The sequence below is a fragment of the Mesorhizobium sp. M0058 genome, from assembly GCF_040323095.1.
Taxonomy (GTDB): Bacteria; Pseudomonadota; Alphaproteobacteria; order Rhizobiales; family Rhizobiaceae; genus Mesorhizobium.
Genome location: NZ_JAMYUQ010000004.1, coordinates 362473 through 388714 on the forward strand (window position 1 = coordinate 362473; position 26242 = coordinate 388714).

The following is a 26242-nucleotide window of genomic DNA, read 5'->3' on the forward strand; positions in this document are numbered from 1 at the left end:
GTCTGCATGCTCTAGATCCGCCGCCAGATGAAGGCCAGATAGAGCCCAAGTGTACCAGCCAGCGTCTGCCGGTAGACGCCGCTTTTCCGGAGAAGGCGCAGGCGTCGCAAGATACCGCCCTTTCGCGCCCTGATGAACAGGCCGAGGCAGGCGGCGGCATCCCTCGTGAGGATGTCGCGATTGACCGCCAGGCCGCTCAGATTGTGATCGGTCCAGACGGCGAACTCGCCCCTGAAGAGGCGCCCCAGCCGCGACAGCCTCGCCTTCCACGACACGTTGGCGCCGACCAAGTTTGCCTCATGCTGGCGGTAGCGCACCAGCGGTCGCGGGTCATAGCGGACAATGCCGCCGGCAGCCGTGACGATCAGATAGGTCCACCAGTCATGGCTGACGAACTCGGTCCTTGCCGATGCCTTTGCCAGCAACTTTCGCGCGGCGCGGTTGATCATCATCGTGTTGCCGCCGGCAATGCTTTGCACAAGCGCATTGCGAAATGCGGGTGGATGCTGGAACAGCGGCGAATACCCTTGCGCTGCTCCGGTTTCGGACATGGTCGCGGTTCTGGAGCAAAACAGCAGCGGCGTTCCGGCATCGTGCCATTGCATCCAGGCAATGGCGCTCTCCAGCCTGTCCGGCTCCCAGATGTCGTCCTGGTCGCAGAAGGCGTAGTAGTCGGCCTCGATACGCGGATCGATGATCATCGCGCGGAAATTGGCGGCAAAGCCTTGGCGAGGACCATTCGACAGGGTCAACCGGCCCTTGGACCAGCGGCTCTGCCAGGCGCCGATAATGGCCGAAGTGCCGTCTGTCGAACCGTCGTCGGAAACCCAGAGGTCGACAACAGGATGCGATTGCGCAGCCAGCGACGCGAGCTGCTCGTCAAGGAAAGCCGCGCCATCTTTCGTGCCCAGCAGCACGGCCACGCGCTGATCTTGTCTGCTCACTGGTTCAAAATCATCTGCAAACGCCTGGGAACGGCCATCGGATCGGTTTCAATAGCCAATCCCGGTCGATCAGGACAGGCTCTTTGTTTTGACGCAATCCCGGACGGAAAACCGCTCCACACTTTTCCTGGAATTGCTCTAACCAGCTTGCCCGACTGTTTTCGCAACGGTTTCCCGGCGTGCGTCACTTGGAGGCTCTTCCGCCTGATAGAGGCCGGCCATGACGGCGAGCGCCGAGGCCTTGTCCTGATCGCCCATGGCCGCCTGCAGCAATGTCAGCGCCGCCTGGACCTTGGGCCATCCCACGACATCGGTCCTGAGGCCGAAGATCTTGGGGATATCCAGCGCGACGATCTCCTCATTGCCGCCATGCAGCACTTCGTGAAGCTTCTCGCCCGGCCTGATCCCGGTGAAACGGATCGGAATGTCGATGTAGGGGCTTTTGCCGGCCATGCGGATCATGGTTTCAGCGACTTCGAGGATCGGCACCGGCTTGCCCATGTCGAGCATGTAGATGGCGTAGTCGTCCTTGCCCTGGCGCCGCTCGGCGTCGGCCGCCGACATGATGACGAGGTCGACGGCTTCGGCCACCGTCATGAAGTAGCGGGTCATGCGGCGATCGGTGATGGTGACCGGACCGCCGGCCTCGATCTGCGCCTGGAAGATGGTGGCGACCGAGCCATTGGAGCCGAAGACATTGCCGAACCGCACGGCGATGAACTTGGTGCCGGAGCGACGGCCGCTGGGCCCGGTGGCGTGCGTTTCGTGCAGCGAAGAGACGATCTGCTCGGCGGCGCGTTTCGTCATACCGAGCACCGAGGTCGGATCGACCGCCTTATCGCTGGAAATCAACAGGAACTGCGGCACCCCGCATTTGGCGGCAACCTCGGCGCAGACGAGGGTGCCCAAAATGTTGGTCTGGATCGCCGATTCCCAATTTTCCTCGAGCAGCGGCACATGTTTGAGCGCGGCGGCATGGAAGATGATGTCGGGCTTGAAATCGCTGACGACGCGGGTGATCTGGCGCCGGTCTGTGACATCGACGATGCGGCTCTTGAGCCGGACATGGTCCTTTTCGTCAACCTGCTGGTCGAGCTGGAAAATACCGAACTCCGAGATATCGGCGACCAGAACCGCCTCGGCGCCAAGTTCCAGCGACCGCTTGACCAGGATGCGACCGATTGAGCCGGCGCCGCCGGTGACCAGGACGCGCTTGCCACCGATAAAGCCGCCGATCCGCTCAATATCGGAAGCAACTGTGGAGCGGCGCAGGATGGTTTCCATCTCGACAGCGTCGAGTACCAGCTTTCCGCCTTGGCCGAGCTCCGAAACGCCGGAGAATTGGACGACGGCGATACCGCTGTGACGGGCGACACGGACCAGTTCCGAATATTCCTCGATCTCGCGTTCGGTGCCATTGCCGAAAATCAGCATGTCGAGGCTTTTGGTGCCTCTTGCATATTCTTCGAGGACCTCGACCAGGCGGGGCCGCACGGCCACCACCGGAACGCCCTGTATCTGCGTGCCCAACGGCGCGCCGTTCTCGATGGCCATGATGCCGGCGATGGAATATTCGGCCGGCTCGGCCGTGCGTGTGAAGCGGATGATGACGTCTGCTTCGCCAAGCCTGCCGACGAACAGCGCTTGTTTGATCGCCGCATTGTTTGCGTTGCGGCTCAGGATTCGCCAGCTCGCCCCGTCGCGCAGGAACCGGTAATAGAGCCGAGGCGCCGATATGATGGTGAAGGAGACGAGGAAAAAGACGATGAACTGGCGCTCGTTGAGGCCGGTCACCGGCTGAAACCATCGGACCGCCAGCGAGACGACATAGAGCGTGACGGTCAGGATCGCGCAGCTCTTCAGGATGTTGAAGAAGTCCGGCGTGGAGGCGAAACGCCACACGGTGTTGTAGAGGCCGCAATAGCGAAACAAGAGATGGCTGAGAAGAACAATGCTCACCCAGCACGCCAGGCCCGGCCAGGAGAGCGCATCGAATGAAAGTCTCGACTGCGAAAGCCCGAGACTCAGCGCCACCGCGACCAAGACCATGACCAGGTCCTGGATCATTATAATGGCGCGCCGCATCTTCGGCCGAAGTCCCGATACGGCTTGTACGTATGATGTCATTGGGTAGTACTGAACTCCAGGCGCGGGTATATCAATACCGGACAGGCACCGGATGGAACATCATCCGTCACCACTCCAGATTGCAAATTCCAAGTCCCTTGCCCAGCTATCGCAATAGCGCGGAGTCGGGGGTATCGCCAGATGTTTTTGACGAATATGTGATCAAAGGTGAATGCGGCTGTTCCGGACCAATCGCAATTGGCTGAACTGTGGCCTTTCAGGACAATTGTACAGGTCCAAAAGACATTGCTAATGGTTGCGCTCAAGATATTGCTGGGCTTCACTAAGCCGCAATCATTTGCCATACGCTCGTCGCAATGGCTATGAAATGTCCCTCGCCTCATGTGGCCATCGGACATACGAAGCGACCAAGAACGGATTGCGACACCAACAATGATTTTGGCACTGAACGGCGCCCTCGACGATATCAGCAAGGCTATGAGGCTGCATCGGGTCTGGATTGCGCTTGCTCACGAAGATATCGGCGACCAGCACAGACGCACGACACTTGGCCCGCTTTGGCTGCTGGTCAATTACATCGCGTTCGTCGGCACATTCGTTTTCGTGTTCCAGCCTGCCGGTAAGGATGCCGCAGGCTATTCCGCCTATGTCGCAATAGGCCTGATGGTCTGGTTCTACCTGATGGAAATCATCTCCTTGAGTGTTTCCCTCTTCCAGCGTGAGGAGAGCTTCATAGAGGGCACGACCCTGCCCCTGTTTGTGTACGTGATGCGGATGACGGTTCAGTCCGTCATTCGCGTGGGCTATGCGATCGCAGGTTGCATCGTGATTCTGCTCCTGAGCGGCTCGGGACTTACCCCCGCATGGCTATGGTCGCTTGCAGGGCTACTCCTGATCCTGTTCGCCACTCCAGCTGTCATCACGGTCTTCGCCTTCCTCGGCGCATTTTTTCCCGACAGCCAGTTCATCGTCGGCAACATCATGCGAGTCGGGATGTTTTTTACGCCTGTCTTCTGGATCTACAGCGGACAGGACGGCATACAGAAATACGCCTACCACTGGAATCCATTCAGCTATTTCCTGGAAATCGTGCGCGAGCCGATCACGAACGGCGCGTTTCCGATGCACGCATTCGCCGTAACGGTCTATATTTCCTTGTTCATGTGGGCGATTGCATTGTTGCTGCTTGGCCGATATCGCAGGCAAGTTGTTTTCCTGATTTGAGTTTTTTCGATGGTTTCTATCAAGCTGGATAACGTCAGTCTGGTCTACAAACTGCACGAAAAGTTGACGCTTTCCGCGCCGGATCGGCGTATGGGCGGACCAGGCGGCAGGATTGAGAGTTCAGGCAGAAACCAGTTCGTGCAGGCGCTCGACGGCGTCAGTTTCCAGCTCAAGGCCGGCGACCGATTAGGCTTGGTCGGCCCAAATGGAGCGGGCAAGACGACACTACTCAAGGTGCTCTACGGAATCTATGAACCATCCGGAGGGAACATCGCCATAGAAGGCAAGGTCGACGCCCTTTTCAACATCAACATAGGCTTTCGCCGCGAAGCCACAGGCCGCAGGAACATCGTTCTGCGTGGCTTGATCAACGGATGGACAGAAGCCGAGATCGAGGAAAAGATGGAAAGTATCATCGCTTTCAGCGAGCTCGGCGACTTCATCGACATGCCATTCAAGGCTTACAGCCAGGGCATGGCCGCGCGGCTTGCCTTTTCGGCAGCAACCGCGCTCGATCCCGAAATTCTGCTAATGGACGAATGGATCGGTGCCGGTGATGCCTCTTTTCAAGACAAGGCCCAAAGGCGCATGGACGAATTGGCGGAAAAGGCTGGCATCATCGTTCTGGCAAGCCACAATGAGAGCCTCATCGAAAGAGTGTGCACAAAAAAGCTGACGCTCAAAAGCGGCCGCGTGGAATCGCTAACGGCAGGGCCGGTCAAACACACCGGAACTGAAAAAATTGTCGTGTCATGACAGAAAGTTGCTGGAGTTGGGGCAGGGACGGGCTGGATTAGTTTGATAAAGTAATAAAGGGTTTTGCGGCAAAGGTGTTGGAGCGGCATGATTGGGGTTTACGGTGCGAACGGGTTCATTGGCCGTCATTTTGTTCGGCGGTTGGCGGTACAGGGTGTGGCAATTCGTGCCGTATCCAGAAGATTTGACCCAGAATTCCTTCGCTCCTTTGACAAGTCGGTTGACTTTGTTGAAGCCGACATGCGTGATCCGATCGCAATGGCCTCTTCGCTGCAAGACGTCGACTCTGTTGTGCAATTAATATCGACCTCGAGTCCCGGCCTCAAGAACGACCACGTCATCGCCGATATTCAGGAAAATGTTATTCCCCATGTAGAGTTCCTGCAAACCTGTGTGCGGGCTGGCGTGAGACGCTATTTGTTTCTCTCATCTGGGGGCACGGTTTATGGCCCTGGTGCGCCAATACCTACGCCGGAGACCTGCGCTACCAACCCCATAAATTCACACGGACTGACCAAGCTCATCGTGGAAAAATACATTCAGATGCATGGACATCTCGAAGGGCTGGAATACGTGATCCTGCGGGTCGCCAATCCTTTTGGTCCAGGGCAAGCCTTCCGCAAGGGTCAAGGGCTGATCCCAGCCATCCTAGACCACTGGCAGAAAGGCCTACCCGTCCGAATTTTCGGCGACGGCCAAGCGCGTCGCGACTATATCTACGTTGAGGATGTCATCAACGCGATAGAAAGCGCGCTTGTGCTGCCGAGCACCCCCCGCCTAATCCTGAACATTGGCAGTGGCCAGGTTCGGTCCGTTACCGAGATAATTGCCGCGGTCGAATCAGCAACGGGCCACCGTTTCGAGCGCGAATACGTTGCTGCCAGAAACACTGACGTTGACATTGCCAGTCTGGATGTCTCGCGCGCGCGCTCCGTTCTGGGGTGGGTACCACGAACCGATTTTGACGAGGGCATCGCCAAGACAGTAGCAAGCATGAGCGGTACGGGGCGATAACAATGTCGCTGCGCGCACAGTATTTCGAGAAAGCCCTTGAGAAGAAGACCGGTCTCTAGCCTGCCATTCCATTCCTTGAAGAAGCGATAGGAATTTTTTCATGGGCCTAACCAGAGTAGAAATTGACCAGCCCAGAGATAGGCTTCTACGACATCCAATCGACGCCGTTAACGGTTGGATCGCGAAGCCGTTTGGTACTGAAATTTCCATTGGCTATGAAACCTTGGACGGTCGAACAGGGAAATTTCGATTATCAACGTACCGGAGGGCTGATCTTGACCCTTCTCAGGGCGTTGGCTTCACTTTTTACGTGGATTTCGTACGAAACGAGATACACAAAGCGGGAACGTTGGACCTGATATTCAGGGCTGAGGGCGAGAGGGCAGCCGACGTGGCAGTTGCCGTAACTGATGAGGCGATTGCTTTGGCTAACAGTTGCAGAGCCAATCAAGCTGCCAAGCTTGATATTTTGAAGCAAATCTTGAACCGTGACTTGCAACAATGCGAGGGCTGCGTAGCACCGTCGGCGCTGCCGGAAGGCTGGCCCATTTCGCCACAACTCGAATCTAAAATTGATGCTGTCTCTTCGCATTTCTACGGCGGAATGATTCATGAATTCCTCAAGCGATTGCCTAGTGGAGCCATTGCACTAGATGCTGGGGCTGGCCTGAGAAAGCGCCCGGTTCCAAACGTGATAAACGTAGAGATCTATGACTATCCCAGCACAGACGTCCTTGCGATAGGACAATCTCTACCCTTCAAGGATAACTCGTTCGCGGGGATACTATCACTGGCTGTTCTCGAGCATGTAGATGACCCCTTCCAATGCGCAAGGGAACTGGTACGGGTGCTGAAGCCCGGTGGCAAACTTCTTCTGATGATCCCATTCTTACAGGCGGAGCACGGTTATCCGTCCCATTATTTTAATGCAACTCGATCTGGTGCAACGAAGCTATTTGAGCAGCTCGACGTTGAGAGCCAAACGATCCACCGCTCGAACCATCCAATAAACACATTAAATCAGATACTTCGAGTCTATCATTCGGGACTTGATGCTGGAGTGCGAGAGGAATTTCTGAACATGCCGGTGCGAGAGATTTTCTCGCTGGCTGAACGGTTTGAAAGAGATGAAGATCCCCCTCTTACGCGTCTCTCGCTTGAAAAGCAGTTCGAAATCGCGTGGGGCACAACGACGGTATTTTCAAAAAGAGCGTGAAACGTCCATTAGGCGAGTGCTACGAAACCAAGGATATGCTTCCAAGCGAGGTGCCTCGATGGCGATTTGGTGATGCCTTATCAACGGTTATCCTGAAAAGGCCCGTGTTTGACGCGGCTCCGTCAAACTGTGGATAGATCGCAATCCCATTGATACTTTCCGCGTCAATGGTGATCACGTTCTCGCCGTGGAATAGCTGAATCCTGTCGGTGAGGCCGTCAGTGTAGCCGTCGCCTGTGTTGACACATAGATCGATAAAGGCCGGAGCGCTGCGCCTTACAAACGATAGATATACCCGCTTGTAACCTGCTAGGCCTTCGAACAGGATGTGCGGTTGATCACCATCCTTCTGGATCCAATTGTCGACCAGAGATAGTCCTACATTACACTGGAAGGCCTCAATCGCGTCTTTTGATCCGAAATCGAAACTCTCCGCCTTTGATACCCGGGCCGTCCAGTCTTCCTTCTTGGTTCTGACGTAGCCGCGCTGCGGGTCGGTCATCGCGAGAGCTCGTTCGCGCTCGTCCTCCGATGGCCGCAGATGGAGGAAGGCGCACAACTCATCTAATAAATTCGAGGGCTTCAGCACCGCCCGCTCATAGTTGACGATCATGAGAGGACAATCGATCTCTTGAGTTGCAGAAGCTACCTGCGCCAAGCGTGTTGCCGAGAAGCTGAATGCATCGCGAAAATTTACATCCGATTGCTTCATCTGACTCTCGGCTATCGCGGCCAGATTGCGGAACACAACGATCACGAATGGGTTGCGAAGGTGAGGCAGCAACCGCACGATATACTCGGAAGAGTGGGGCATCTTCCAGCCCCATACATTGTACTTCGCGTCACGATGAGCGACTACCTTCTTGATCGCCTGTAGGTCTTCCGTGATGAATTCTGGATCTTCATGGTTGTTGCCGAGGTTCCGCCCAAGGTTGACCCCAAGCTCCCGCGCTATCCCAGCGACCATCGATGTCCCGCCGCGCTGCACTCCAATGATCACGATTGTCTTGGTATTAGTGTCGAAGCCGGGCTTGACAATCATGTAATGTGGTCTCCGCTGGGAAGGCGGGGCTTCCTAGCGGTGATAGGAAGCATCTTCAAGATCGTTCCCACTCAAATTCCTCTCCACCGAGACCGAGCCAAGATGCACAGTTCCACTCAGATTTGTTACGAGGGGCGCGCATGGACGGCCTCCCTAGATAGGGACTCGAGGAATGCCGCCAACTTGTCTGCCTCGGAATCCCAACTGCCTGCCCTCGCGCGTCTCAAGCCCGCTTCTGCAATCCTAGCTGCTCCGACCGGGTCTTCCAATAGCCTGATCAAGGCTTGTGATATCCCATCCACACTCATATCGCAGTATACAGCCTCCTCATCGGACATGAGCCACTCAGACTGAGGCCCTCTGTTAAGCACTACAGGACAGCCGCAAGCTGCGACTTCAAGCGGGAGCAACGAAAGATTGGTTGCCGAGAGAATTAGGGCGACGTCGCATTGTGAGTAAAGGTCCGGCAATTCTCCAATGGAAACCGTGCCTGCATTGAGATGATGAAAAGGAATCTCGTACGCTCCGACATCCCAACCTGCAAAGATCACCGCAACATCCGGAAGCCTCTCACAGACTTTCTTCAGAGCGAGAAGACCCATTTCGAATCCACGTCTCGGGGTGACTGGCCTAGCATAGAAAAGTATATGCCTTACGGAGCCCGAACGTCTTCTTTGCGGATTATAAAGACTGAGGTCACAAGCGAACGAATACGGAAACGTCGTCATTCCATATTCTCGGCTAAGTTTTTCTGCCAACCATGTCCCGGCAGTAATACCTGTCATACCAAGCTTATAGGTATTCTCTGCAAACGAATATTCGCTACCATGCGCATAAAATTCTGGTTCAAAATCTTGAACAAAGTATAATTTATGCTCTGTGTCGCGAAATTTGGAAACCCAATAGGCGGTCTGCCAGCCCGTGGCAACCAGATAATTGCACGGCTCGATTGAGCGAACGCCGAGCGAAATTGTAATCCCGTGATCTCCGAAAGCCTGGTTGAACGCCATTTGCGCTTCTTCCACAGAATTCCATCGATGCGGTTCCATAACCACGACATGCTGGTTGGGGAACCCTCGATCTTTCAGAAGTCGCATCATGCGAACAATATTTATGTGGCCACCTGAAGACGCATTGAAGTCTGGGATTACCCACGTCATCGAGCCGATCGGAGTATTCTCATGGGTGATCCTCAATCCGAAACCCTGCTCCTCCCCCAGAAGAAATTCATAGTGCCCAATAGCGTCTTGTTTGCCCTGAATGACTGGCGGCATCGTTGCAATCACTCGAGAAACAGCCTTGCGTGTCGCGACCCGCCATCCCTCTCGCCGTACAGTCCTTGCAAATTTTGAAAGATTTGATGACAGCATATCCAAAACGACCCCTATCTAGCGTGCAATTGCTTGTCTCTGGACAACGCATTACCGTATTTTCTCGCAAACTTAGAACTATTGGTCCCGATGTAATACCCGACCTGTCGCGCTAAATTATCTAGAGGTTTCTTGAAAGTAGCTACGGGATGAGAAATTACCCAACCATTCTTAAACGCGAGCGCAACATCGCGCGCGCTGGTTCTCAAAGCTTGCCCGAACAAATACCGCACTGTCGGGCACAACTTGTATCCGAACAGCTCTCTGAATGCCTTTGCTTCATCATAACTTCGCTGCACCCTTTGCCATAGAGAGTATTCATGAGAATGGTTCACCAACGAATCCCATGAAAAGGCCTTACGAAAACCGGCTTCAATTACCACCTTTGCCCATAGTTGATCTTCTGCAAAATCAACGTCTGGATAAGGATAATCTTGCCACACAGACTTGCGTAAACAGGATGAATTGTCAGAATAGAAATGAAATACCTGTCGAACGCCCTGCGTTTTCGAATACAATCTCGCGTCGCTGATCCAGACTTTCGGCCAATTTCTTAATCCCAAAAAATGAGTGTCGATCTCCCAAGCCGTGAACGGCGTTGCGTCCTCGTAGGCTGCATGGCGACCGAATACACCAGCAACCTGATCATCCTCCAAGAGCGGTCTCACCAGTTCCTTCAACCAAAAAGAATTGGCGGGACAAGCATCATGTGTTAGGAAAGCGCAGAATTCTCCCCTTGCTTCACGAACGCCAAGGTTCCTTGTCCTTCCGTGCCCAAACGAGCAAGGCTCTATCTCGATTAATTTGAATCTAGGGTCGTTGGTCGGCACCAATTGCTTAGAGCCGTCCTTTGAGCCGGAGTCGATAACAATTACCTCAAATCCCTGTTCGAATTCCTGCTTGGAAACCATCTCGATGACGCGCTTGAATTGCGGCAGTCCGTTCTTCACAGGAATAATCACGGACACTAAAGGCTTCGCTGCTGAAAATACCCGAAGTTTATTGTTTGGATCGGCGCTCATGGTCTCATCCGGTTTTCGAATTGTCGCTCGTCCTATTCCGCGAAACAGGAGAGTTGGAGGTCCGATGTGCACCGGGAGTTAATTTTCGCCCGACCTTTCCAAAGCCAACCAAAAGGCGCTTTGCTGCTCTCATCGGCATGGCTACGCGCCATGAGGTGCTTGCATAAACGGCATCGAGAACGCTACGCAGCCGCTTTTCCTCGGAGCGCGCTTGCTCCCGCTCGGCAAGCAACTGTCCGGCCAGAGCCTCATGAGCCTTGCTCTCGCCCGCCAGCCTCGCGATTTCGGCATCGTGCTGCGCGATCTCATTCGCGATCTCGACATCGCGCTGCGCGATCTCATTGGAGAGCGCCTCTATGCGAGCCATTTGGTGTTCGACCAGTTCCCGGTTGGTTTCAATCTCCTCTTCCATTGTCGCACGACGCAACGACCATGGATTCCCGGTCTCATCGATCGGTATGTTTACCGTACCGTTCAGGGCCAGCATGCTGCCCTCGACAAGTGCAACCCGGCCTTCCACACGACGGGGACCCAGAACATTTTCCTGTGACGGACGTTTGGCGACGATGCAAAGCGAGTTCAAGAACCCGATGGAGTGGATCGAAGCCAGGGAAGTTTCCTCGAACACGGCGTCGTACTTCTGAGAAAACGCGGCCAGTACATCGACACGAAGGTGGTGTAGTCCCCAATGCTCATAGTTGACCACGTCAAGCAGACGTTTGAAAAATGACATGGAGGAAAGAGGATCATATAGGCCGCCCTCATACTTACCCCAGTAACTGCAGTGCAAATCTTCAGCTACGTACAGGCCTCCCACCGCAAGATGAGGGAAGTAGCGGGCGAAAGAGCGTATGATATCCGAGGATCGGTGCGAGCCGTCATCAATAATGATGTCGAATTTTGCGGTCTGGGCGACAATGTCGCGTTCGACGTCGGCGGTGTTGGCATCGCCGACGATAACTGCGATCTTCTCATCATCGAAGGTCAGCTTACCACTGGCCGCATTGATATCGCAGCCTACAATAAGCTCCGCTTGCGGAAAATACTGCCGCCAGATTTCCAGCGAACCGCCGTTCTGAACGCCAATTTCCAGAAGTCGAACAGGCTTGTTTCGGAAATCCGAAAATATATCTTCATATGCGTCCAAATAAATCGACCATTTGTCCGATATTTTTCCGGTATGCTCCTCGTATATGTTGCGAAGTGACTTATCTCTTCCCTTTGTCGACCTCGCGTCCTGCAGTGCGTCAGGTGATGGATACTTTTTCATGTTATCAATGCCAGTTTCGTCTCTCCGCTCAAGAGACGGTGTGCCACCACTTCCGTCGCTTCCGGCCACTCCGGGGACGTCCATCCGAACACGGCAGAGAATTTGGCCGTCGACAGCCGCGAATTGCGAGGGCGACACGCCTTGGTTGGGTAGTCCTTGGTCTCGACGTTACCTACCCGCGCATAAGGACCACCATGAGCGCGGCTGGTCTCCAAAATATGACGGGCAAAGCCGCTCCAGTTGATCCCCCCGGTGCCGGCCAGATGATAGATGCCGTAACCGTCAAACGCCTCGTCGCCGCGCAACACCGCCGCCGCATGCAGGATCGCGTCGGCAATATCAAGTGCGGATGTCGGATTTCCCCATTGGTCGGCGACCACGGCGATCTCGTCGCGGTCGCCGGCCAGCCGCAGCATGGTTTTCACGAAATTCTTGCCGAACGGGCTGTAGACCCAGGCGGTGCGCAGGATCAGATGGCGCGGATTGACGGCGGCCACGGCCAGCTCGCCGGCAAGCTTGGAGGCGCCGTAGACGCCGAGCGGTGCGGTGGCGTCGGTCTCGACATAGGCGCCGTCCTTGGTGCCATCGAAGACGTAGTCGGTCGACAGATGGATTACGGGCACGCCGAGCTTCGCGGCCGCCTCGGCGACCTTGCCGGCGCCGACGGCGTTCACAGCGAAGGCAAGATCGGGCTCGTCCTCGGCCTGGTCGACGGCGGTGTAGGCGGCAGCCGACACCACGATATCCGGCCGCGCTGCCGCGAGTGCGTCGAACACCGTATCGGGCCGCGCCAGATCGAGCACTGGGCGGCCAAGGGTGACGACCTCGATGCCATCGCGCCTCTGCCCGGCCTCCAGCAGGCTGGCAGCGACCTGACCGTCGCGTCCGGTGACAACCAGCCTCACGCCGCGCCCTTCCTGCCTTCAACCTGGCCGCGCGACCGGACTTGCCCCAGCCGCTCGCCGGCGTAGCGCTGCTCGCGGATCGGTCCCCACCACCATTTGTTGTCGAGGAACCAGTCGACGGTCCTTGCAAGGCCGCTGTCGAAACTCTCCGCCGGCGCCCAACCGAGATCCCGGCCGATCTTGGAGGCATCGATTGCATAGCGGCGGTCGTGGCCGGGCCGATCGGTGACGAAGCTGATCAAATCGCGGTAGCTCCTGCCGCCGCTGCGCGGACGCCTGATGTCGAGCAGGCCGCAAATCGTCTCGACGACGCCAAGGTTGGTACGCTCGGAATTGCCGCCGACATTGTAACTTTCGCCGGGCTGGCCCTTTGTGGCGACCAGTTCCAGAGCACGGGCGTGATCCTCGACGAACAGCCAGTCGCGCACATTGGCGCCAGCGCCGTAGACCGGCAGCGGCTTTTCGTCGAGCGCGTTGAGGATGACCAGCGGGATCAGCTTTTCGGGGAAGTGATAAGGCCCGTAATTGTTCGAACAGTTGGAGAGCACGACCGGCAGGCCGTACGTCTCGTACCAGGCCCGCACCAGATGGTCGGATGCGGCCTTGGAGGCGGAATAGGGCGAGGATGGCGCGTAAGGCGTCTCCTCCACGAACATGCCGCCATCGAAGGGCAGATCGCCGAACACCTCGTCGGTCGAGACATGGTGGAAGCGGAAGCGCGCCTTCCTGTCCTCGTCAAGGCCGCGCCAATATTCGAGCGCCGAATTCAGCACCCGGTAGGTACCGACGATGTTGGTCTCGATGAAGGCGCCGGGTCCGTCGATCGAGCGGTCGACATGGCTTTCGGCGGCGAGGTTCATGACGACGTCGATCTCGTCGCGGTGGAGGATGTCGAGAACCGCCCGCTCGTCACAGATGTCGGCCTGCGCAAATTTGTAGTTGTGTGCATTCTCGATGGTGCGCAGCGAGGCCAGATTGCCGGCATAGGTGAGCTTGTCGAGATTGGTCACATGGTAGGCCGGATTGGCGCACAAATGCCGGCACACGGCCGAGCCGATGAAGCCGGCACCGCCTGTCACCAGAAAATTCATGGCGCTCTCCTCACATCGTCGCGCGTCATGCGAACACCTCGGCCTCAGCAAGCGCCGACGCCTTGAGGTCCTTGGCCGAGAGCTCGAAGGCGCCGGCCGGCGACGGCCAATCGATGCCGATATCAGGATCGTCGAAACGGATCGATCGATCATGCGCCGGCGAATAGGTGTCGGTGACCTTATACAGAACCTCGGTGTCCGGCACGAGCGTGACGAAACCGTGCGCGAAACCCTTCGGCACGAGGATCTGGTTGCCTCTCTCGGCCGATATTTCGAGCGCGACCCATTTTCCGAAGGTTTTCGAGCTGCGGCGGATGTCGACCGCCACGTCGAGAATGCGGCCTCTGATTACGCGCAGCAGCTTGTCCTGCGCGTGTGGAGGCAGTTGATAGTGAAGCCCCCGCACGACACCTGCGGCAGCCGAATAGGAATGATTGTCCTGGACGAAACGCAGATCGATGCCGGCCTCGGCAAAGGCCTCGGCATTCCAGGTTTCGATGAAATAACCGCGCGCATCGCCGTGCCGCTTCGGCACGATCTCCAGCACGCCGTCCAAACCGAGCTGCCTGACTTCCAGCACCCTATGTCTCCGTCAGCTCGGTGACACGCCGGCGCAGATAGGCGGCGTATTCGTTCTTGCCCAGGCGCGTGGCGCGCTCAAGCACCTTGTCGGCGGTCAGCCAGCCCTGCTCGAAAGCGATTTCTTCAGGACAGGCGACCTTGATCCCCTGGCGGTGCTCGATCGTGCGCACGAAGGAAGAGGCTTCATGCAGGCTGTCATGCGTGCCGGTGTCGAGCCAGGCATAGCCGCGGCCGAGCTGATGCACATGCAATTTCCCGCGCTCGAGATAGACGTTGTTGACCGCCGTGATCTCGAGTTCGCCGCGCGCCGAGGGCTTGATCGTCGACGCGATGTCGACGACCTCATTGTCGTAGAAATAGAGGCCGGTGACCGCCCAGTTGGACTTCGGCTCCCGCGGCTTCTCCTCGATCGTCAAAGCCGTGCCGCTGAGCTTGTCGAACGACACCACGCCGTAGCGCTGCGGGTCCTCGACATGGTAGGCGAACACCGACGCGCCGCTTTGGCGCTGCGCAGCAGTGCGGCAGAGCTGCGACAGGCCCTCGCCGAAATAGATGTTGTCGCCGAGAATCATCGACACATTATCCTTGCCGATGAAGTCGCGGCCGATGATGAAGGCCTCGGCAAGCCCGTTGGGCTGCGCCTGCTCGGCATAGGAGAATTCGACCCCGAATTCCGAACCGTCGCCCAGCAACTCCCGAAACACCGGCAAGTCGCGAGGTGTCGAAATGATCAAAATCTGGCGGATACCGGCGAGCATCAAGACGCTCAGCGGATAAAAAATCATCGGCTTGTCGTATATCGGCAGAATCTGCTTAGAGATCGCTAATGTAAGGGGATACAGACGCGTCCCGCTGCCTCCTGCAAGGATTATTCCCTTCAACAAGCTCTCCTTGAATTACCGGCCCCCGCCTCGAAATCAAGTTGCCCGTGCTTAGGTTTCGCGCAATGGCTTGTCAATTCAATCTCGGCCGTGGATCGGCGCCAGAATTGCTCTGCATCTGCCGCCTCGCGGCAATTTGACCGACCAGGCACAAGCTGACGGTGCAAATGGGCGTGGCGATTTGGCAACCGGCTTGCACCATCGGCTGGCGGACGCGTGACAACAAAAAGCCGGCGGGCCTTGGACCCGCCGGCTCATTCATTTGTCCGGTTTCAGGGCTGCTTGGGCAGCAGCGACCATACCGCCGGCACCAGGCTGGCGGCGAGCGCAACCTTGATCAGGTCGCCGAGGACGAACGGCAAAACGCCGAACTGCCACGCCTTTTCCGCGCCGATGAGGGTGGCCAGCCAGGCAAAGCCCATGGCCATCATGACGATTTCGGCGACCAGCATGGCGTTGAACAACTTGATCGGGTGGCGGTCCCAGCCGCGGTCGGCGGCCCAGCCGACAATGGCCGCCATGACGACGAAGCCGGCGAGATAACCGCCGGTGCCGCCGATCATGTAGGCGATGCCGATGCCCTTTTCAGGCGTGCTTTGGAAGACCGGGAAGCCCATGGCGCCTTCGGCCATGTAGAGAAGCAGGGTAGCGACGCCAAGCCGCAGGCCAAATGCAGTGGCGATCAGCAGGACGGCCAGCGTCTGCAGCGAGATGTCGACCGGCCCGAGCACGACTTTCGTCTTGGCCGACAGGGTCAAAAGCAGCGTTCCGGCGATCGCCAGCAAAAGCTGGGTTGCCAGGCGCTGCGCGCCCTCCTGGGGCAAAGCGAGAGAAACAAGCGGGCGCATCGTCGTTGCAAGTGCCATGGTCTTCCCCAATCCGGATTGCCGCAGATCGCGGCCTTGCGTTTTTCTATATTGGCTTCCGTGTTATGCGGCAATCAGTTTTGCCGTCTTCCTGAACAGAGATTCAACGACACCGCCATGGCGCTCAAATTCGACACCAGCTTCGATCCGGCATATGGCGAGGGCGTCACCGTTGCGCCGGACGTCTTGCGCGTCACCGCCAAAAACCCCAGCCCGTTCACCTTTCACGGCACCAACAGCTACATCGTCGGGCGCGATACGCTGGCGGTGATCGATCCCGGCCCCGATGACGAGGCGCATTTCCAGACGCTGCTCAAGGTGATCGCAAACCGGCCGGTCAGCCATATCTTCGTCAGCCACACGCATCGCGACCATTCTCCGCTGGCCGCCCGGCTGAAAGCGCACACCGGCGCTATTGTACTGGCCGAAGGCCCGCACCGCCCGGCAAGGCCGCTGCGGATCGGCGAGATCAACCCGCTCGACGCCAGCGCCGACACGGTTTTCGTCCCGGAGATCGCGTTGCCCGACAATGCGCTGGTCGAGGGCGATGACTGGACGATCCGGACGGTGCTGACGCCGGGCCACACCGCCAATCACGCGGCATTTGCGCTCGAAGGCACCGGCATCCTGTTTTCAGCCGACCATGTGATGGCGTGGGCGACATCGATCGTGGCGCCGCCGGACGGAGCGATGGCCGACTACATGGCCTCGCTCGACAGGCTGATCGCGCGCGGCGATCGCCTGCTGCTGCCCGGCCATGGCGGCCCGGTGACCGCGCCGCGCAGCTTCATGCGCGGCCTCAAGACCCATCGCAAGATGCGCGAACGGGCGATCCTCGAACGGATCCGCGACAGCGACCGGACGATCCCGGACATGGTCAAGGCTATCTACCGGGACACCGACCCGCGCCTGCATGGCGCCGCCGGCCTGTCGGTGCTTGCCCATCTCGAGGACCTGGTGGCGCGCGGCCTGGTTGCTACCCAGGGTGACCCGGCCATCGACGGCGTTTTTGTGCCGGTGGGGTAGAACTACTCAGCCGGCGCGGCACCCACCTGCCCTGCAACCTCCTGGTCGAGTTCGGCGAGGAACCCGACGATGCGCGCCGCATTGTCGCCGAGGTCGTAGCGGCCGTAGCGGGAGGCTGAGCGCATGTCGACGACGATGGTGTCGCCATCATTGCTGACCCGGATGGCGACGTCGGCGGGCAGGCCTACGACGAAGCTCCGGGCAACGGCCGATATCGTCACCTCGTCTTGACCGTCCGTCACCGGATATGGCGCAGTAAGTTGCCAATCGCGGCGGTCGAGCACGGTTTCAACGGCGTCGACGACGGTTTCGAACGGCAGATTGTAGCTGTGCCCGGTGACCAGCGGATAGGCGTCGGCCTGCAGGCGCACTTCGCCAGGCGTTGGCGGCGCGAGCACGTTCATGTCCTTGGTGCGGTCGCTGGTCTCGAGCACCGGCGGATTGTCGAGGTCCGTCGAAATGTCCCTCAGGGGCGGCGTGGTCGCCGCCAAATAGGTGGCAAAGCCGTAGGGCGTCAGCACCAGCAGCGCCAGCAGGGCGCCGACCGAGAGGTCGCGGCCGCCACGGTCACCGAAATGCCACAGCCGGGACAAAGCGAGGCCGGCAAACAGCAAAGCGAACGCGGCAAGCAAGGCGACGATCGCCAGCACCCACAGGAAGGCCGGCGTTTCGACCAGTTCGAAATGATGGCCGGCCAGCACGGTGAGCAGCAGGACCAGGGCAAAAGCGCCCGTGCGCCGCGACCAGCCGGCCGCCTTCGATGTCTGCCGCTCGTCAATTTCCATTGTCTTCAGCACCGCCCCAACCCGCACAGACGCTTAGAGCAAAGGATGCTCAAATTGAACATCCCCTGCCCTAACGTTTTTGCGGCCGGTAGCTTGAAGGTCAAGGAAACGCACGGTCCCGGTCAATCCGTCGGCAGGCGGTAGTCGCTGAACTGCTTGCGCAAGGTGATCTTCTGGATCTTGCCGGTGGCGGTGTGCGGGATTTCGCTGATGAAAGCGACGTCGTCGGGTATCCACCATTTCGGCACCTTGCCGTCCATGAACGCCAGTATATCGGCCTTGCTCGGCTCCTTGCCGGGCTTGGCGACCACGACCAGCAAGGGCCGCTCGCCCCATTTCGAATGATGGACGCCGATCGCCGCGGCCTCGGCGACATCGGGATGGCCGACGGCGAGGTTCTCCAGGTCGATGGTCGATATCCACTCGCCGCCCGACTTGATGACGTCCTTGGCGCGATCGGTGATCTGCATGTAGCCGCCGGAATCGATATGGGCGACATCGCCAGTGTCGAACCAGCCGTCCTTGTCGAACTGCTCGGCTCCGACGCCGCCATAATAGGCGCTGGCGACGGCTGGACCGCGCACCTTCAGCCGGCCGAAGGTCTTGCCGTCCCAAGGCAGTTCCTTGTCGTCGTCATCCGTCACCTTCATCTCGACCCCGAAGGGCGGGTAGCCCTGCTTGCCCTGGATATCGAGCCGGTCCTCGCCCTCGAGCGCTTGATACTGCGGCTTCATGGTGCACAGCGTGCCGAGCGGTGACATTTCGGTCATGCCCCAGGCATGGATGACTTCGACACCGTAATTGTCCTGGAATTTCCTGATGATGGCGCGCGGGCAGGACGAGCCGCCGATGACGACTTTGCTGAGATAGGGAAGCTTCTTGCCGGTCTCTTCCAGATGCTGCAGCAGCATCATCCAGACGGTCGGCACGGCGGCGCTGAAGGTCACCTTCTCGGTGTCGAGCAGTTCGTAGATCGAGGCGCCGTCCATCTTGCAACCGGGCATGACCAGCTTGGCGCCGATCATCGGGGCGCTCTGGCCAAGGCCCCAGGCATTGGCATGGAACATCGGCACAACGGGGAGGATCGTGTCTCGCGCGGAGAGGCCCATGGCGTCGGGCATGGCGGCGATCATGGCATGCAGCACATTCGAGCGGTGGCTGTAGAGCACGCCTTTGGGATCGCCCGTCGTCCCGGAGGTGTAGCACATGCCGGCTGCGGTGTTTTCGCCGAAAACCTTCCAGGCGAAGTCGCCATCGGCCTCGTTCAACCAGTCCTCATAGGCAACCACATTCGGCAGCGTCGTTTCAGGCAGATGCGCCTTGTCGGTCAGGACGATCACCTTTTTCAGCGATTTGACCGCGCCGGCGATCTTTTCCAGCAGCGGCATGAAGGTCAGGTCGACGAAGATCCCTCTATCCTGCGCATTGTTCATGATCCAGACGATCTGCTCGGGGAATAAACGCGGGTTAAGCGTATGGTAGATGGCGCCGATGCCCATGATGCCGTACCAGGCCTCTATGTGGCGCGCCGTGTTCCAGGCCAGGGTCGCGATGCGGTCGCCGAGCACAAAGCCATCGCGCTCCAACCGTTGAGCGACCTTGAGCGCGCGGCGATGAACTTCAGCATAGGTGGTGCGAACGACAGGACCTTCGATCGAGCGCGAGACGATCTCGCGCGTCCCGTGCTGCCGCTCGGCATTGTCGATCAGCTTGTGGCAGAGCAGCGGCCATTCCTGCATCAGTCCGAGCATCTGGTTCCTCCCATTGCTTCCTCGTTTTTCCCGTCTTTTGTTCCATTGTGGGACGAACGGACGGATTGTCCAGCCATGACGTCTCCAACCGTTAACGGCTGAAGCAAGCAGTGATCGAAAGGCGGGGAAAACCGCCACAATCCGGCCATCGTCGACGTTAAGGTTCGTTAACGGGGTAGGGGTGCGGATTGGCGACTGAAAGAGGTTCGCATGGACACGCAGCTCGACGACAAGCAGATCGACGACAGGCAGATCGACGACAGGCAGATCGACGACAGGCAGCTGGCTGACAGCGGGGCCGAAGACGTGCAGTTGGACGATATTCAACTCGACGACAAAGAGCTTGAAGACACGCTTGCCGCAAGTCTGGCCGATCTCGTGCCGGAGGCCAAAAAGGTTTCCGAAGACGAATTTGTCGAGGTGGTCGGCGGCGCCCTTGAGGCGGTCGGCGGCACGCTGCTGTTCAAAATGTGCGTCCAGAACGAAGGCGAAGGCCAGCATGTCGCCGCCGCATCGATCGGCGACGGCGGCAATCGCCAGTTCCTGCTGCTCACCTTGCCGACCGGCGGCGGCCCACTGAAGGTCGAGACGACGTCAAGAAGCACCAACCCGGTAGCCGGTATTGCCGCGGCCTATGCCGGCCTGATGGACGTGTTCAAGATCGCAGCCTGAGCATTCCACGCGGGATCGTTTTTAGTGATCGGAAGGCCAGCTCTGGCCTACTGGCGAAGGCTTGCGCAACGGGTTCTCCAGACACATTTTAGGGACATGGGAAGCAACCCCGCACTCTCTCAATCGGACTGTGCTCCCAATCGAACAAGGAGAACCCCGCATGGACCAGATCGCCAACCCCGCTCCCGGCTTTCAGAGCAATCCCGGCAAGGTCATCACCGTCGAACCCTATCGCGGTACCGTGGTCGTGCGTGCCGGCGATACGGTGATCGCCTCATCGACGCGGGCGAAGCTTCTGTCCGAACCGCCCTACCCCCAGGCATTCTACATCCCCTTCGAAGACATCGACTTCACCCAGCTCGGCAAAACCACCCTGTCGACCCACTGCCCCTACAAGGGCGACGCCAGCTACTGGAGCGTGCTGCCGGCCGGTGAGACCGGCAAGGACGCGATGTGGGGCTATGAGCAGCCCTTCGACGAAATGGCTGAGATTCGCGACCACGGCGCGTTTTATCCCAACAGGGTCACTATCGAAGCAGCACCGGCCTGAGCAAGCGACTCAAGCCGCCGTTGCTCGCTTCGTCATCCCAGGCTCTTCGCGACGGAGCTTCGCTCCTGTTTCATCCTGGGATGACGAGTTTAGAGGCCTCGGCTATCTCAAACGTCGGCGACGTTAGTCCAAAGGCGATGAAACTGCCTGCCGCCGCCCAATCCTAATCAGTCGTCCCGTCGTTGCCGACACCGTCGGCGTCATCCAGCCGCACGAACATCAGCCCCTTGGCCTTCAGCGCGAGCAGACCTTGCACGACGCCCTCGCCGGCGGCGTGGGTCGGCTGGTTGATGTGGGCGATGATGACATCGCCATCCTTGGCGGCGGCGATGCGCCGGGCGGTTTCTTTTGCACCAAGCAACGAGCCGCCATCGCCGTTGATCGAAAAGCCGGCGATCTTGAAGCCGAGCCTGCGGATCATGGCGATGGCCGACGGGCTGTATTCGGCGGTCGCGCCGCGAAACCATTTCGGCGCCGGCTCGCCGGTGCCAGCGAGAGCGGCGGCGCCCGATTCGACTTCGGCCCGCACCGCTTCCGGGCTGCCGGCGCTGCGGATGCCATAGATCTTGCGCGGCGTGTCGACGGCCGGGATGTGATGGCCGCCATGGTTTTCCAGTTCGAACAGGTCCGGATGCGCGCGCATGATCTCGACGACGGCGGCGTTGCGCTTCAGCCAGATGCCGGTGACGAAGATCGTCGCCGGAATCCGGTTCTCCACCAGCGCCGACAGGATCCTCGTATCGGTCTGGCCGCCGCAGGCGTCGAGCGTAAGCGCGACGCGGCCTACATTACCACTGCCACCATCCTCAGCCTTCAGATGCAGCGTCGGCTCGACAAGCGGCGCGGCCTGGGCCGAGGACACGGCCAGGATAGATAGCGCCAAGGCGCAAAACAGCTTTTGCAAGGGATGCCTGTCTTGTCTGAGAATCGGCGCTGTCATAGCCGCATCCCAGGACCCGCAACAAGGCGGAAATTGGGATAGTGGCCGTGAGAAAGCTGATATCCCGACAATGTGACCGCCGCGCACCGTCAGACGGCGTGTTCCAGTTCCACCTGCGTGCGTGACAGGACTTCGCGCACGGCCGCGACGACCGGTTCGACCTCGAGGCGCCAGACGCAGCAGGCCTTGCTGGGATCGAGCGGATTGCACAGGCTGCCCGCCACGCAATTGCACGGCATGGATGGCTGCAAGGCGAGGCTGGGCACGCCGACCGGTCCCCAGACGGCCGGGCTGGTCAGGCCGAAAAGGCCGACAACCGGCGTTCCGGCCGCTGCTGCCATGTGCATGGGGCCGCTCTCATTGCCGACAAACAGCCGCGCCTGCTGCAACACCGCCAGCAGCGTTTCCAGCGACAGCGCGCCGACGAGGTTGACGATCGACGCGGCACTGGCGAGGATCTGTTCGGCCGGCTTGCGCTCGTCAGGGCCGCCGACGAGTACGAAATCCAGTCCGGTTTCGCGCGAAATCGTGTCGATCACGGCGGCAAAGCGTTCATGCTGCCAGCGCCGGCCGTGAAAACTTGCGCCGGCATGCACCGCGATAAAGCCGTTTGGCCGCAAATGGTGTTTGTCCAGCAATGCCTGGGCCCTCGCCGTCTCCATCGGCAATGGCCGAATCGACGGCACCCGCACGCGCAGGCCGACGCCGAGCGGCTCGAGCGGCGAAAGGTAGCGGTAGAGATAGTGACGTTCGCCAAAACCGAACGGCTCGGCAAAGACATTGGCGGGCTGGCGCTCATGCCAGCGCAGCGGCCTTTCCGGAGGATTGTAGCCGATGCGGGTGCTGGCGTTGAGGAACCTGACGATGAGCCGCGATGTCTTTGAATCGGTGAGGTCGATGGTCAGGTCGAAACGGAATTGGCGCAGCTTGCTGATCATAGAATAGAGCTCGCGCCCACGCTCCAGCGGGGTGCCGCGCATGGCGGCGCGGCGGAAGCTGACGACCTCGGCGGCGATGCCGTGCGCGGTGACGAAACTGGCGAGGCGCGCCTCGCAGAGAAAGACGATCCTGACACCGGGATATTCGAGCTGCAGGTTCTTGGCGAGCGTGGAGGACAGAACAATATCGCCGATGAACTTGGTCTGGATAATCAGGATCGAGCGGAAGGGTCTGGGCGAAATCTGTAACATCTTTTTCTCGGCACCGGGCGGGTTGGGGGGCCGTGAAATTGGGAAGAAACGATGTCGGGATTGCGTGTTGGGGCGCGCACATCAGCGTGAATTTGCTTACAAAATCGTAAGCTTAGCGCCAAACGGCCACCCACGGGTGGCCGTTTCATCGATACCGAAAGGACTGTGTCGAAATCAGGATGCCGCGGCGCTCTTTTTGGGGCGCGGCACTGCTGTTTTGGCAATCTGCACCGCGGCTTGGGCTGCGGCCAATCTTGCGATCGGCACGCGGTAGGGAGAGCACGAGACATAGTCGAGGCCGACCTCTTCGCAGAAGCGGATCGAGGCCGGATCGCCGCCATGTTCACCGCATATGCCGAGCTTGATGTCGGGCCGTGTCGCCCTGCCCTTTTGCGCAGCCATGCGCACCAGTTCGCCGACGCCCTCGATGTCGAGCGAGACGAACGGGTCCTGCTCGATGATGCCTTTCTGCCGATAGGTCTCGAGGAAGGACGCCGCATCGTCGCGCGAGATGCCGAAAGTGGTCTGGGTGAGGTCGTTGGTGCCGAAGGAGAAGAACTCGGCCGTAGCAGCGATGACGTGGGCGCGGATCGCCGCGCGCGGAAGCTCGATCATCGTGCCGGTGAGATAGTCGATCTTGACGCCGGTCTCGTCCATGACAGCCTTGGCGACCGCATCGATGCGCGCCTTGACGTAGTCGAGCTCCTTCACCAGGCCGACCAGCGGCACCATGATCTCGGGAACGACCAGCGCGCCGGCTTTCTTGCCGGCCTCGACGGCTGCCTCGAAAATGGCGCGCGCCTGCATCTCGGCAATCTCGGGATAGGAGACGGCGAGGCGGCAGCCGCGATGGCCGAGCATCGGGTTGAACTCGTGCAGGGCTTCGGTGCGCTGCCTGAGCTTGTCGAGCGAGACGTTCATGGCGGCGGCGACCTCCGCCACCTCCGCTTCCGTCTTGGGCAGGAATTCGTGCAGCGGCGGATCGAGCAGCCGGATCGTCACCGGCAGGCCGGCCATGATCTCGAACAGTTCGAGGAAATCCGAGCGCTGCATCGGCAACAGCTTGGCAAGCGCGGTGCGGCGGTCCTTCTCGGTATCGGCCAGGATCATCTCGCGCATGGCGACGATACGCTCGCCGTCGAAGAACATGTGCTCGGTGCGGCAGAGACCGATGCCTTCGGCGCCGAAGGAGCGCGCCATGCGCGCATCGAGCGGCGTCTCGGCATTGGTGCGCACCTTCATGCGGCGCACCGCATCGGCCCATTCCATGATGGCGGCGAAATCGCCCGACAGTTCCGGCTGCAGCATCGACACGGCGCCCTTCAGCACCTGGCCGTTGCTGCCATCGATGGTGATGATGTCGCCCTTGCGGAAGGTCTGGCCCATCGACATCAGCGTGCCGGCCTTGTAGTCGACACGCAGCGAGCCGGCGCCCGAAACGCAAGGCTTGCCCATGCCGCGCGCGACCACGGCGGCGTGGCTGGTCATGCCGCCGCGCGTGGTCAGGATGCCTTCCGAAGCATGCATCCCATGAATGTCTTCGGGGCTGGTTTCGATGCGCACCAGGATTGCCTTGCGACCTTGCGTCTTCAGATCCTCGGCATCGCTCGAGGAGAAAACAATCTCGCCGGTCGCCGCGCCCGGAGAAGCCGGCAGGCCGACGCCGATGACATCGCGCGCGGCCTTGGGGTCGATGGTCGGATGCAACAGCTGATCGAGCGAGGCCGGATCGATGCGGGCGACCGCCTCCTCCGTCGTGATCAGCTTGTCGCGCGCCATCTCGACGGCGATCTTCAGCGCCGCCTTGGCGGTGCGTTTGCCGGAACGCGTCTGCAGCATCCACAATTTGCCGCGCTCGATGGTGAATTCGAGGTCCTGCATATCGCGGTAGTGCTGTTCCAGGCGGTCGGAGATGTCGACGAAGGAGCGAAACGCGTCCGGCATCAGTTTCTGCAGCGACGGCTTGTCCGAGCCGGCGGCAATGCGCGCCGCCTCGGTGATGTTCTGCGGCGTGCGGATGCCGGCTACGACATCCTCGCCCTGCGCGTTCACCAGGAACTCGCCATAGAGCATCTTTTCGCCGGTCGAGGGATTGCGGGTGAAGGCGACGCCAGTGGCTGACGTCTCGCCCATGTTACCGAACACCATGGCCTGGACATTGACCGCCGTGCCCCAGCTTTCCGGGATGTCGTGCAGGCGCCGGTAGGTGATGGCGCGGTTGTTCATCCAGCTGGAAAACACCGCGCCGATCGCCCCCCACAGCTGCTCGTGCGGGTCCTGTGGAAACGGCCTGTCGAGCTCCTCCTCGACCTTGGCCTTGTAGAGGGCGATGACGCTCTGCCATTCCTGCGCTGTCAGTTCGGTGTCGAGCTCGTGGCCGAGGCTCGCCTTCTGGTCCTCCAGGATTTCCTCGAACACTTCGTGGTCGAGACCCATGACGACATCGGAATACATCTGGATGAAGCGGCGGTAGCTGTCATAGGCAAAGCGGGCATCGCCGGAATCGGCTGCCAGCGCCTCGACCGTCTCGTCATTGAGGCCGAGATTGAGCACGGTGTCCATCATGCCCGGCATCGAGGCCCTGGCCCCGGAGCGGACCGAGACCAGAAGCAGCTTCGACGGATCGCCGAAACGGCGCCCGGTCAGTTGCCCGATATGGTCCAGCGCCTTGACGACGTCGGCCTTCAACGCGGCCGGATAGCTGTTGCCGTTGGCATAATAGGCGTTGCAGACTTCGGTGGTGAGGGTGAAGCCCGGCGGCACCGGCAGGCCAAGACTGCACATCTCGGCCAGATTGGCGCCCTTGCCGCCGAGAAGGTTGCGGTCGCCCGCACGTCCCTCCGCGGCGCCATCGCCGAAGGTGTAGACCCATTTGGTCATGCTCGCCCTCCAAGTCCTCGGAAGATAGAACACCGGGGCCAAGACCCGGTTCCCCCGCGTTCCGACCCGAGCGTTATTATGCTGCAGTGCGAAAGGCAAGGTGTGGCAGCGAAGCCCGGCGACTACAATCGATTAAGCAAAAGCTGCGTCGAAAAGACTTGCCGGATCGCTGCCCAG

The 26242-nt window shown here is 59.4% G+C and carries 23 protein-coding genes; 7 read left to right on the forward strand and 16 right to left on the reverse strand.

What is annotated here, in order from left to right:
* Positions 1-11: 11 nt before the first annotated feature.
* Positions 12-944 (reverse strand): glycosyltransferase family 2 protein, encoded by a 933-nt coding sequence (locus NKJ75_RS09240; protein ID WP_023743699.1) that lies wholly within the window; start codon positions 942-944, stop codon positions 12-14.
* A 138-nt stretch (positions 945-1082) separates the two neighbouring features.
* Positions 1083-3071: a UDP-N-acetylglucosamine 4,6-dehydratase gene (locus tag NKJ75_RS09245; protein WP_031204331.1), complete on the reverse strand. Its 1989-nt coding sequence runs from the start codon at positions 3069-3071 to the stop codon at positions 1083-1085.
* A gap of 393 nt (positions 3072-3464) precedes the next feature.
* Here NKJ75_RS09245 and NKJ75_RS09250 point away from each other — a divergent pair, with 393 nt between their 5' ends.
* The 4 genes from NKJ75_RS09250 to NKJ75_RS09265 all read left to right on the forward strand — a co-directional run bounded on the left by NKJ75_RS09250 (position 3465) and on the right by NKJ75_RS09265 (position 7242).
* Complete coding sequence (locus NKJ75_RS09250) at positions 3465-4256, forward strand: ABC transporter permease (protein ID WP_023743697.1); 792 nt, start codon at positions 3465-3467, stop codon at positions 4254-4256.
* Between the two features lie 9 nt (positions 4257-4265).
* The gene (locus NKJ75_RS09255) at positions 4266-5012 is read left to right on the forward strand and encodes an ABC transporter ATP-binding protein (protein WP_023743696.1); all 747 of its coding nucleotides are present in this window, start codon (positions 4266-4268) and stop codon (positions 5010-5012) included.
* Positions 5013-5099: 87 nt separating this feature from the next.
* Complete coding sequence (locus tag NKJ75_RS09260; protein WP_352499576.1) at positions 5100-6026, forward strand: NAD-dependent epimerase/dehydratase family protein; 927 nt, start codon at positions 5100-5102, stop codon at positions 6024-6026.
* A 100-nt stretch (positions 6027-6126) separates the two neighbouring features.
* Positions 6127-7242 (forward strand): methyltransferase domain-containing protein, encoded by a 1116-nt coding sequence (locus tag NKJ75_RS09265; RefSeq protein ID WP_050591296.1) that lies wholly within the window; start codon positions 6127-6129, stop codon positions 7240-7242.
* Between the two features lie 19 nt (positions 7243-7261).
* Here NKJ75_RS09265 and NKJ75_RS09270 read toward each other — a convergent pair whose 3' ends face one another.
* The 9 genes from NKJ75_RS09270 to NKJ75_RS09310 form a co-directional block, all read right to left on the reverse strand.
* Positions 7262-8284, reverse strand: a complete 1023-nt coding sequence (locus tag NKJ75_RS09270) for a sulfotransferase family protein (RefSeq protein WP_023743693.1) — start codon at positions 8282-8284, stop codon at positions 7262-7264.
* Between the two features lie 125 nt (positions 8285-8409).
* Positions 8410-9558, reverse strand: a complete 1149-nt coding sequence (locus tag NKJ75_RS09275; protein WP_023834458.1) for a glycosyltransferase family 4 protein — start codon at positions 9556-9558, stop codon at positions 8410-8412.
* A 110-nt stretch (positions 9559-9668) separates the two neighbouring features.
* The gene (locus NKJ75_RS09280; RefSeq protein WP_081726137.1) at positions 9669-10676 is read right to left on the reverse strand and encodes a glycosyltransferase family 2 protein; all 1008 of its coding nucleotides are present in this window, start codon (positions 10674-10676) and stop codon (positions 9669-9671) included.
* A 4-nt stretch (positions 10677-10680) separates the two neighbouring features.
* The gene (locus tag NKJ75_RS09285) at positions 10681-11946 is read right to left on the reverse strand and encodes a class I SAM-dependent methyltransferase (protein ID WP_023743691.1); all 1266 of its coding nucleotides are present in this window, start codon (positions 11944-11946) and stop codon (positions 10681-10683) included.
* Positions 11943-12851, reverse strand: coding sequence for a dTDP-4-dehydrorhamnose reductase (rfbD, locus tag NKJ75_RS09290; RefSeq protein WP_023743690.1), 909 nt, complete (start codon positions 12849-12851; stop codon positions 11943-11945). The genes NKJ75_RS09285 and rfbD overlap by 4 nt, the downstream gene beginning before the upstream one ends.
* On the reverse strand, positions 12848-13942 hold the full coding sequence (gene rfbB, locus NKJ75_RS09295; RefSeq protein ID WP_023725246.1) for a dTDP-glucose 4,6-dehydratase: 1095 nt from the start codon (positions 13940-13942) through the stop codon (positions 12848-12850). Before rfbB ends, rfbD begins: the two co-directional genes overlap by 4 nt.
* A 25-nt stretch (positions 13943-13967) precedes the next feature.
* Positions 13968-14522, reverse strand: a complete 555-nt coding sequence (gene rfbC, locus NKJ75_RS09300; protein ID WP_023670703.1) for a dTDP-4-dehydrorhamnose 3,5-epimerase — start codon at positions 14520-14522, stop codon at positions 13968-13970.
* 1 nt (position 14523) lies between these two features.
* Positions 14524-15405, reverse strand: a complete 882-nt coding sequence (rfbA, locus tag NKJ75_RS09305) for a glucose-1-phosphate thymidylyltransferase RfbA (RefSeq protein ID WP_023698135.1) — start codon at positions 15403-15405, stop codon at positions 14524-14526.
* Positions 15406-15677: 272 nt separating this feature from the next.
* Entirely contained in the window at positions 15678-16271 is a 594-nt protein-coding gene (locus NKJ75_RS09310; RefSeq protein WP_023703207.1) for a biotin transporter BioY, read from the reverse strand.
* A 117-nt stretch (positions 16272-16388) separates the two neighbouring features.
* Here NKJ75_RS09310 and NKJ75_RS09315 point away from each other — a divergent pair, with 117 nt between their 5' ends.
* Positions 16389-17297 carry an MBL fold metallo-hydrolase gene (locus NKJ75_RS09315; protein ID WP_023692735.1) on the forward strand — a complete coding sequence of 303 codons (909 nt, stop codon included), beginning with the start codon at positions 16389-16391 and terminating at the stop codon, positions 17295-17297.
* 2 nt (positions 17298-17299) lie between these two features.
* Here the strand turns inward: NKJ75_RS09315 and NKJ75_RS09320 are convergent, their stop codons facing one another.
* Entirely contained in the window at positions 17300-18082 is a 783-nt protein-coding gene (locus NKJ75_RS09320) for a DUF1499 domain-containing protein (protein ID WP_023703206.1), read from the reverse strand.
* Between the two features lie 122 nt (positions 18083-18204).
* Positions 18205-19833, reverse strand: coding sequence for a fatty-acid--CoA ligase (locus NKJ75_RS09325; RefSeq protein WP_023834460.1), 1629 nt, complete (start codon positions 19831-19833; stop codon positions 18205-18207).
* Positions 19834-20145: 312 nt separating this feature from the next.
* On the opposite strand from NKJ75_RS09325, the gene NKJ75_RS09330 reads away from it, so the two are divergent.
* Both NKJ75_RS09330 and NKJ75_RS09335 read left to right on the forward strand, forming a co-directional pair.
* Positions 20146-20505, forward strand: a complete 360-nt coding sequence (locus NKJ75_RS09330; RefSeq protein WP_352499584.1) for a hypothetical protein — start codon at positions 20146-20148, stop codon at positions 20503-20505.
* A 160-nt stretch (positions 20506-20665) separates the two neighbouring features.
* On the forward strand, positions 20666-21055 hold the full coding sequence (locus NKJ75_RS09335) for a DUF427 domain-containing protein (RefSeq protein ID WP_023698131.1): 390 nt from the start codon (positions 20666-20668) through the stop codon (positions 21053-21055).
* Positions 21056-21218: 163 nt separating this feature from the next.
* Here NKJ75_RS09335 and NKJ75_RS09340 read toward each other — a convergent pair whose 3' ends face one another.
* The 3 genes from NKJ75_RS09340 to ppdK form a co-directional block, all read right to left on the reverse strand.
* A complete protein-coding gene (locus tag NKJ75_RS09340; RefSeq protein WP_050590348.1) occupies positions 21219-21995 on the reverse strand; it encodes a polysaccharide deacetylase family protein in 777 nt (258 codons plus the stop codon).
* Between the two features lie 89 nt (positions 21996-22084).
* Entirely contained in the window at positions 22085-23185 is a 1101-nt protein-coding gene (locus NKJ75_RS09345) for a glycosyltransferase family 9 protein (RefSeq protein WP_352499577.1), read from the reverse strand.
* Between the two features lie 174 nt (positions 23186-23359).
* Positions 23360-26065 carry a pyruvate, phosphate dikinase gene (ppdK, locus tag NKJ75_RS09350; protein ID WP_352499578.1) on the reverse strand — a complete coding sequence of 902 codons (2706 nt, stop codon included), beginning with the start codon at positions 26063-26065 and terminating at the stop codon, positions 23360-23362.
* Positions 26066-26242 lie beyond the last annotated feature (177 nt).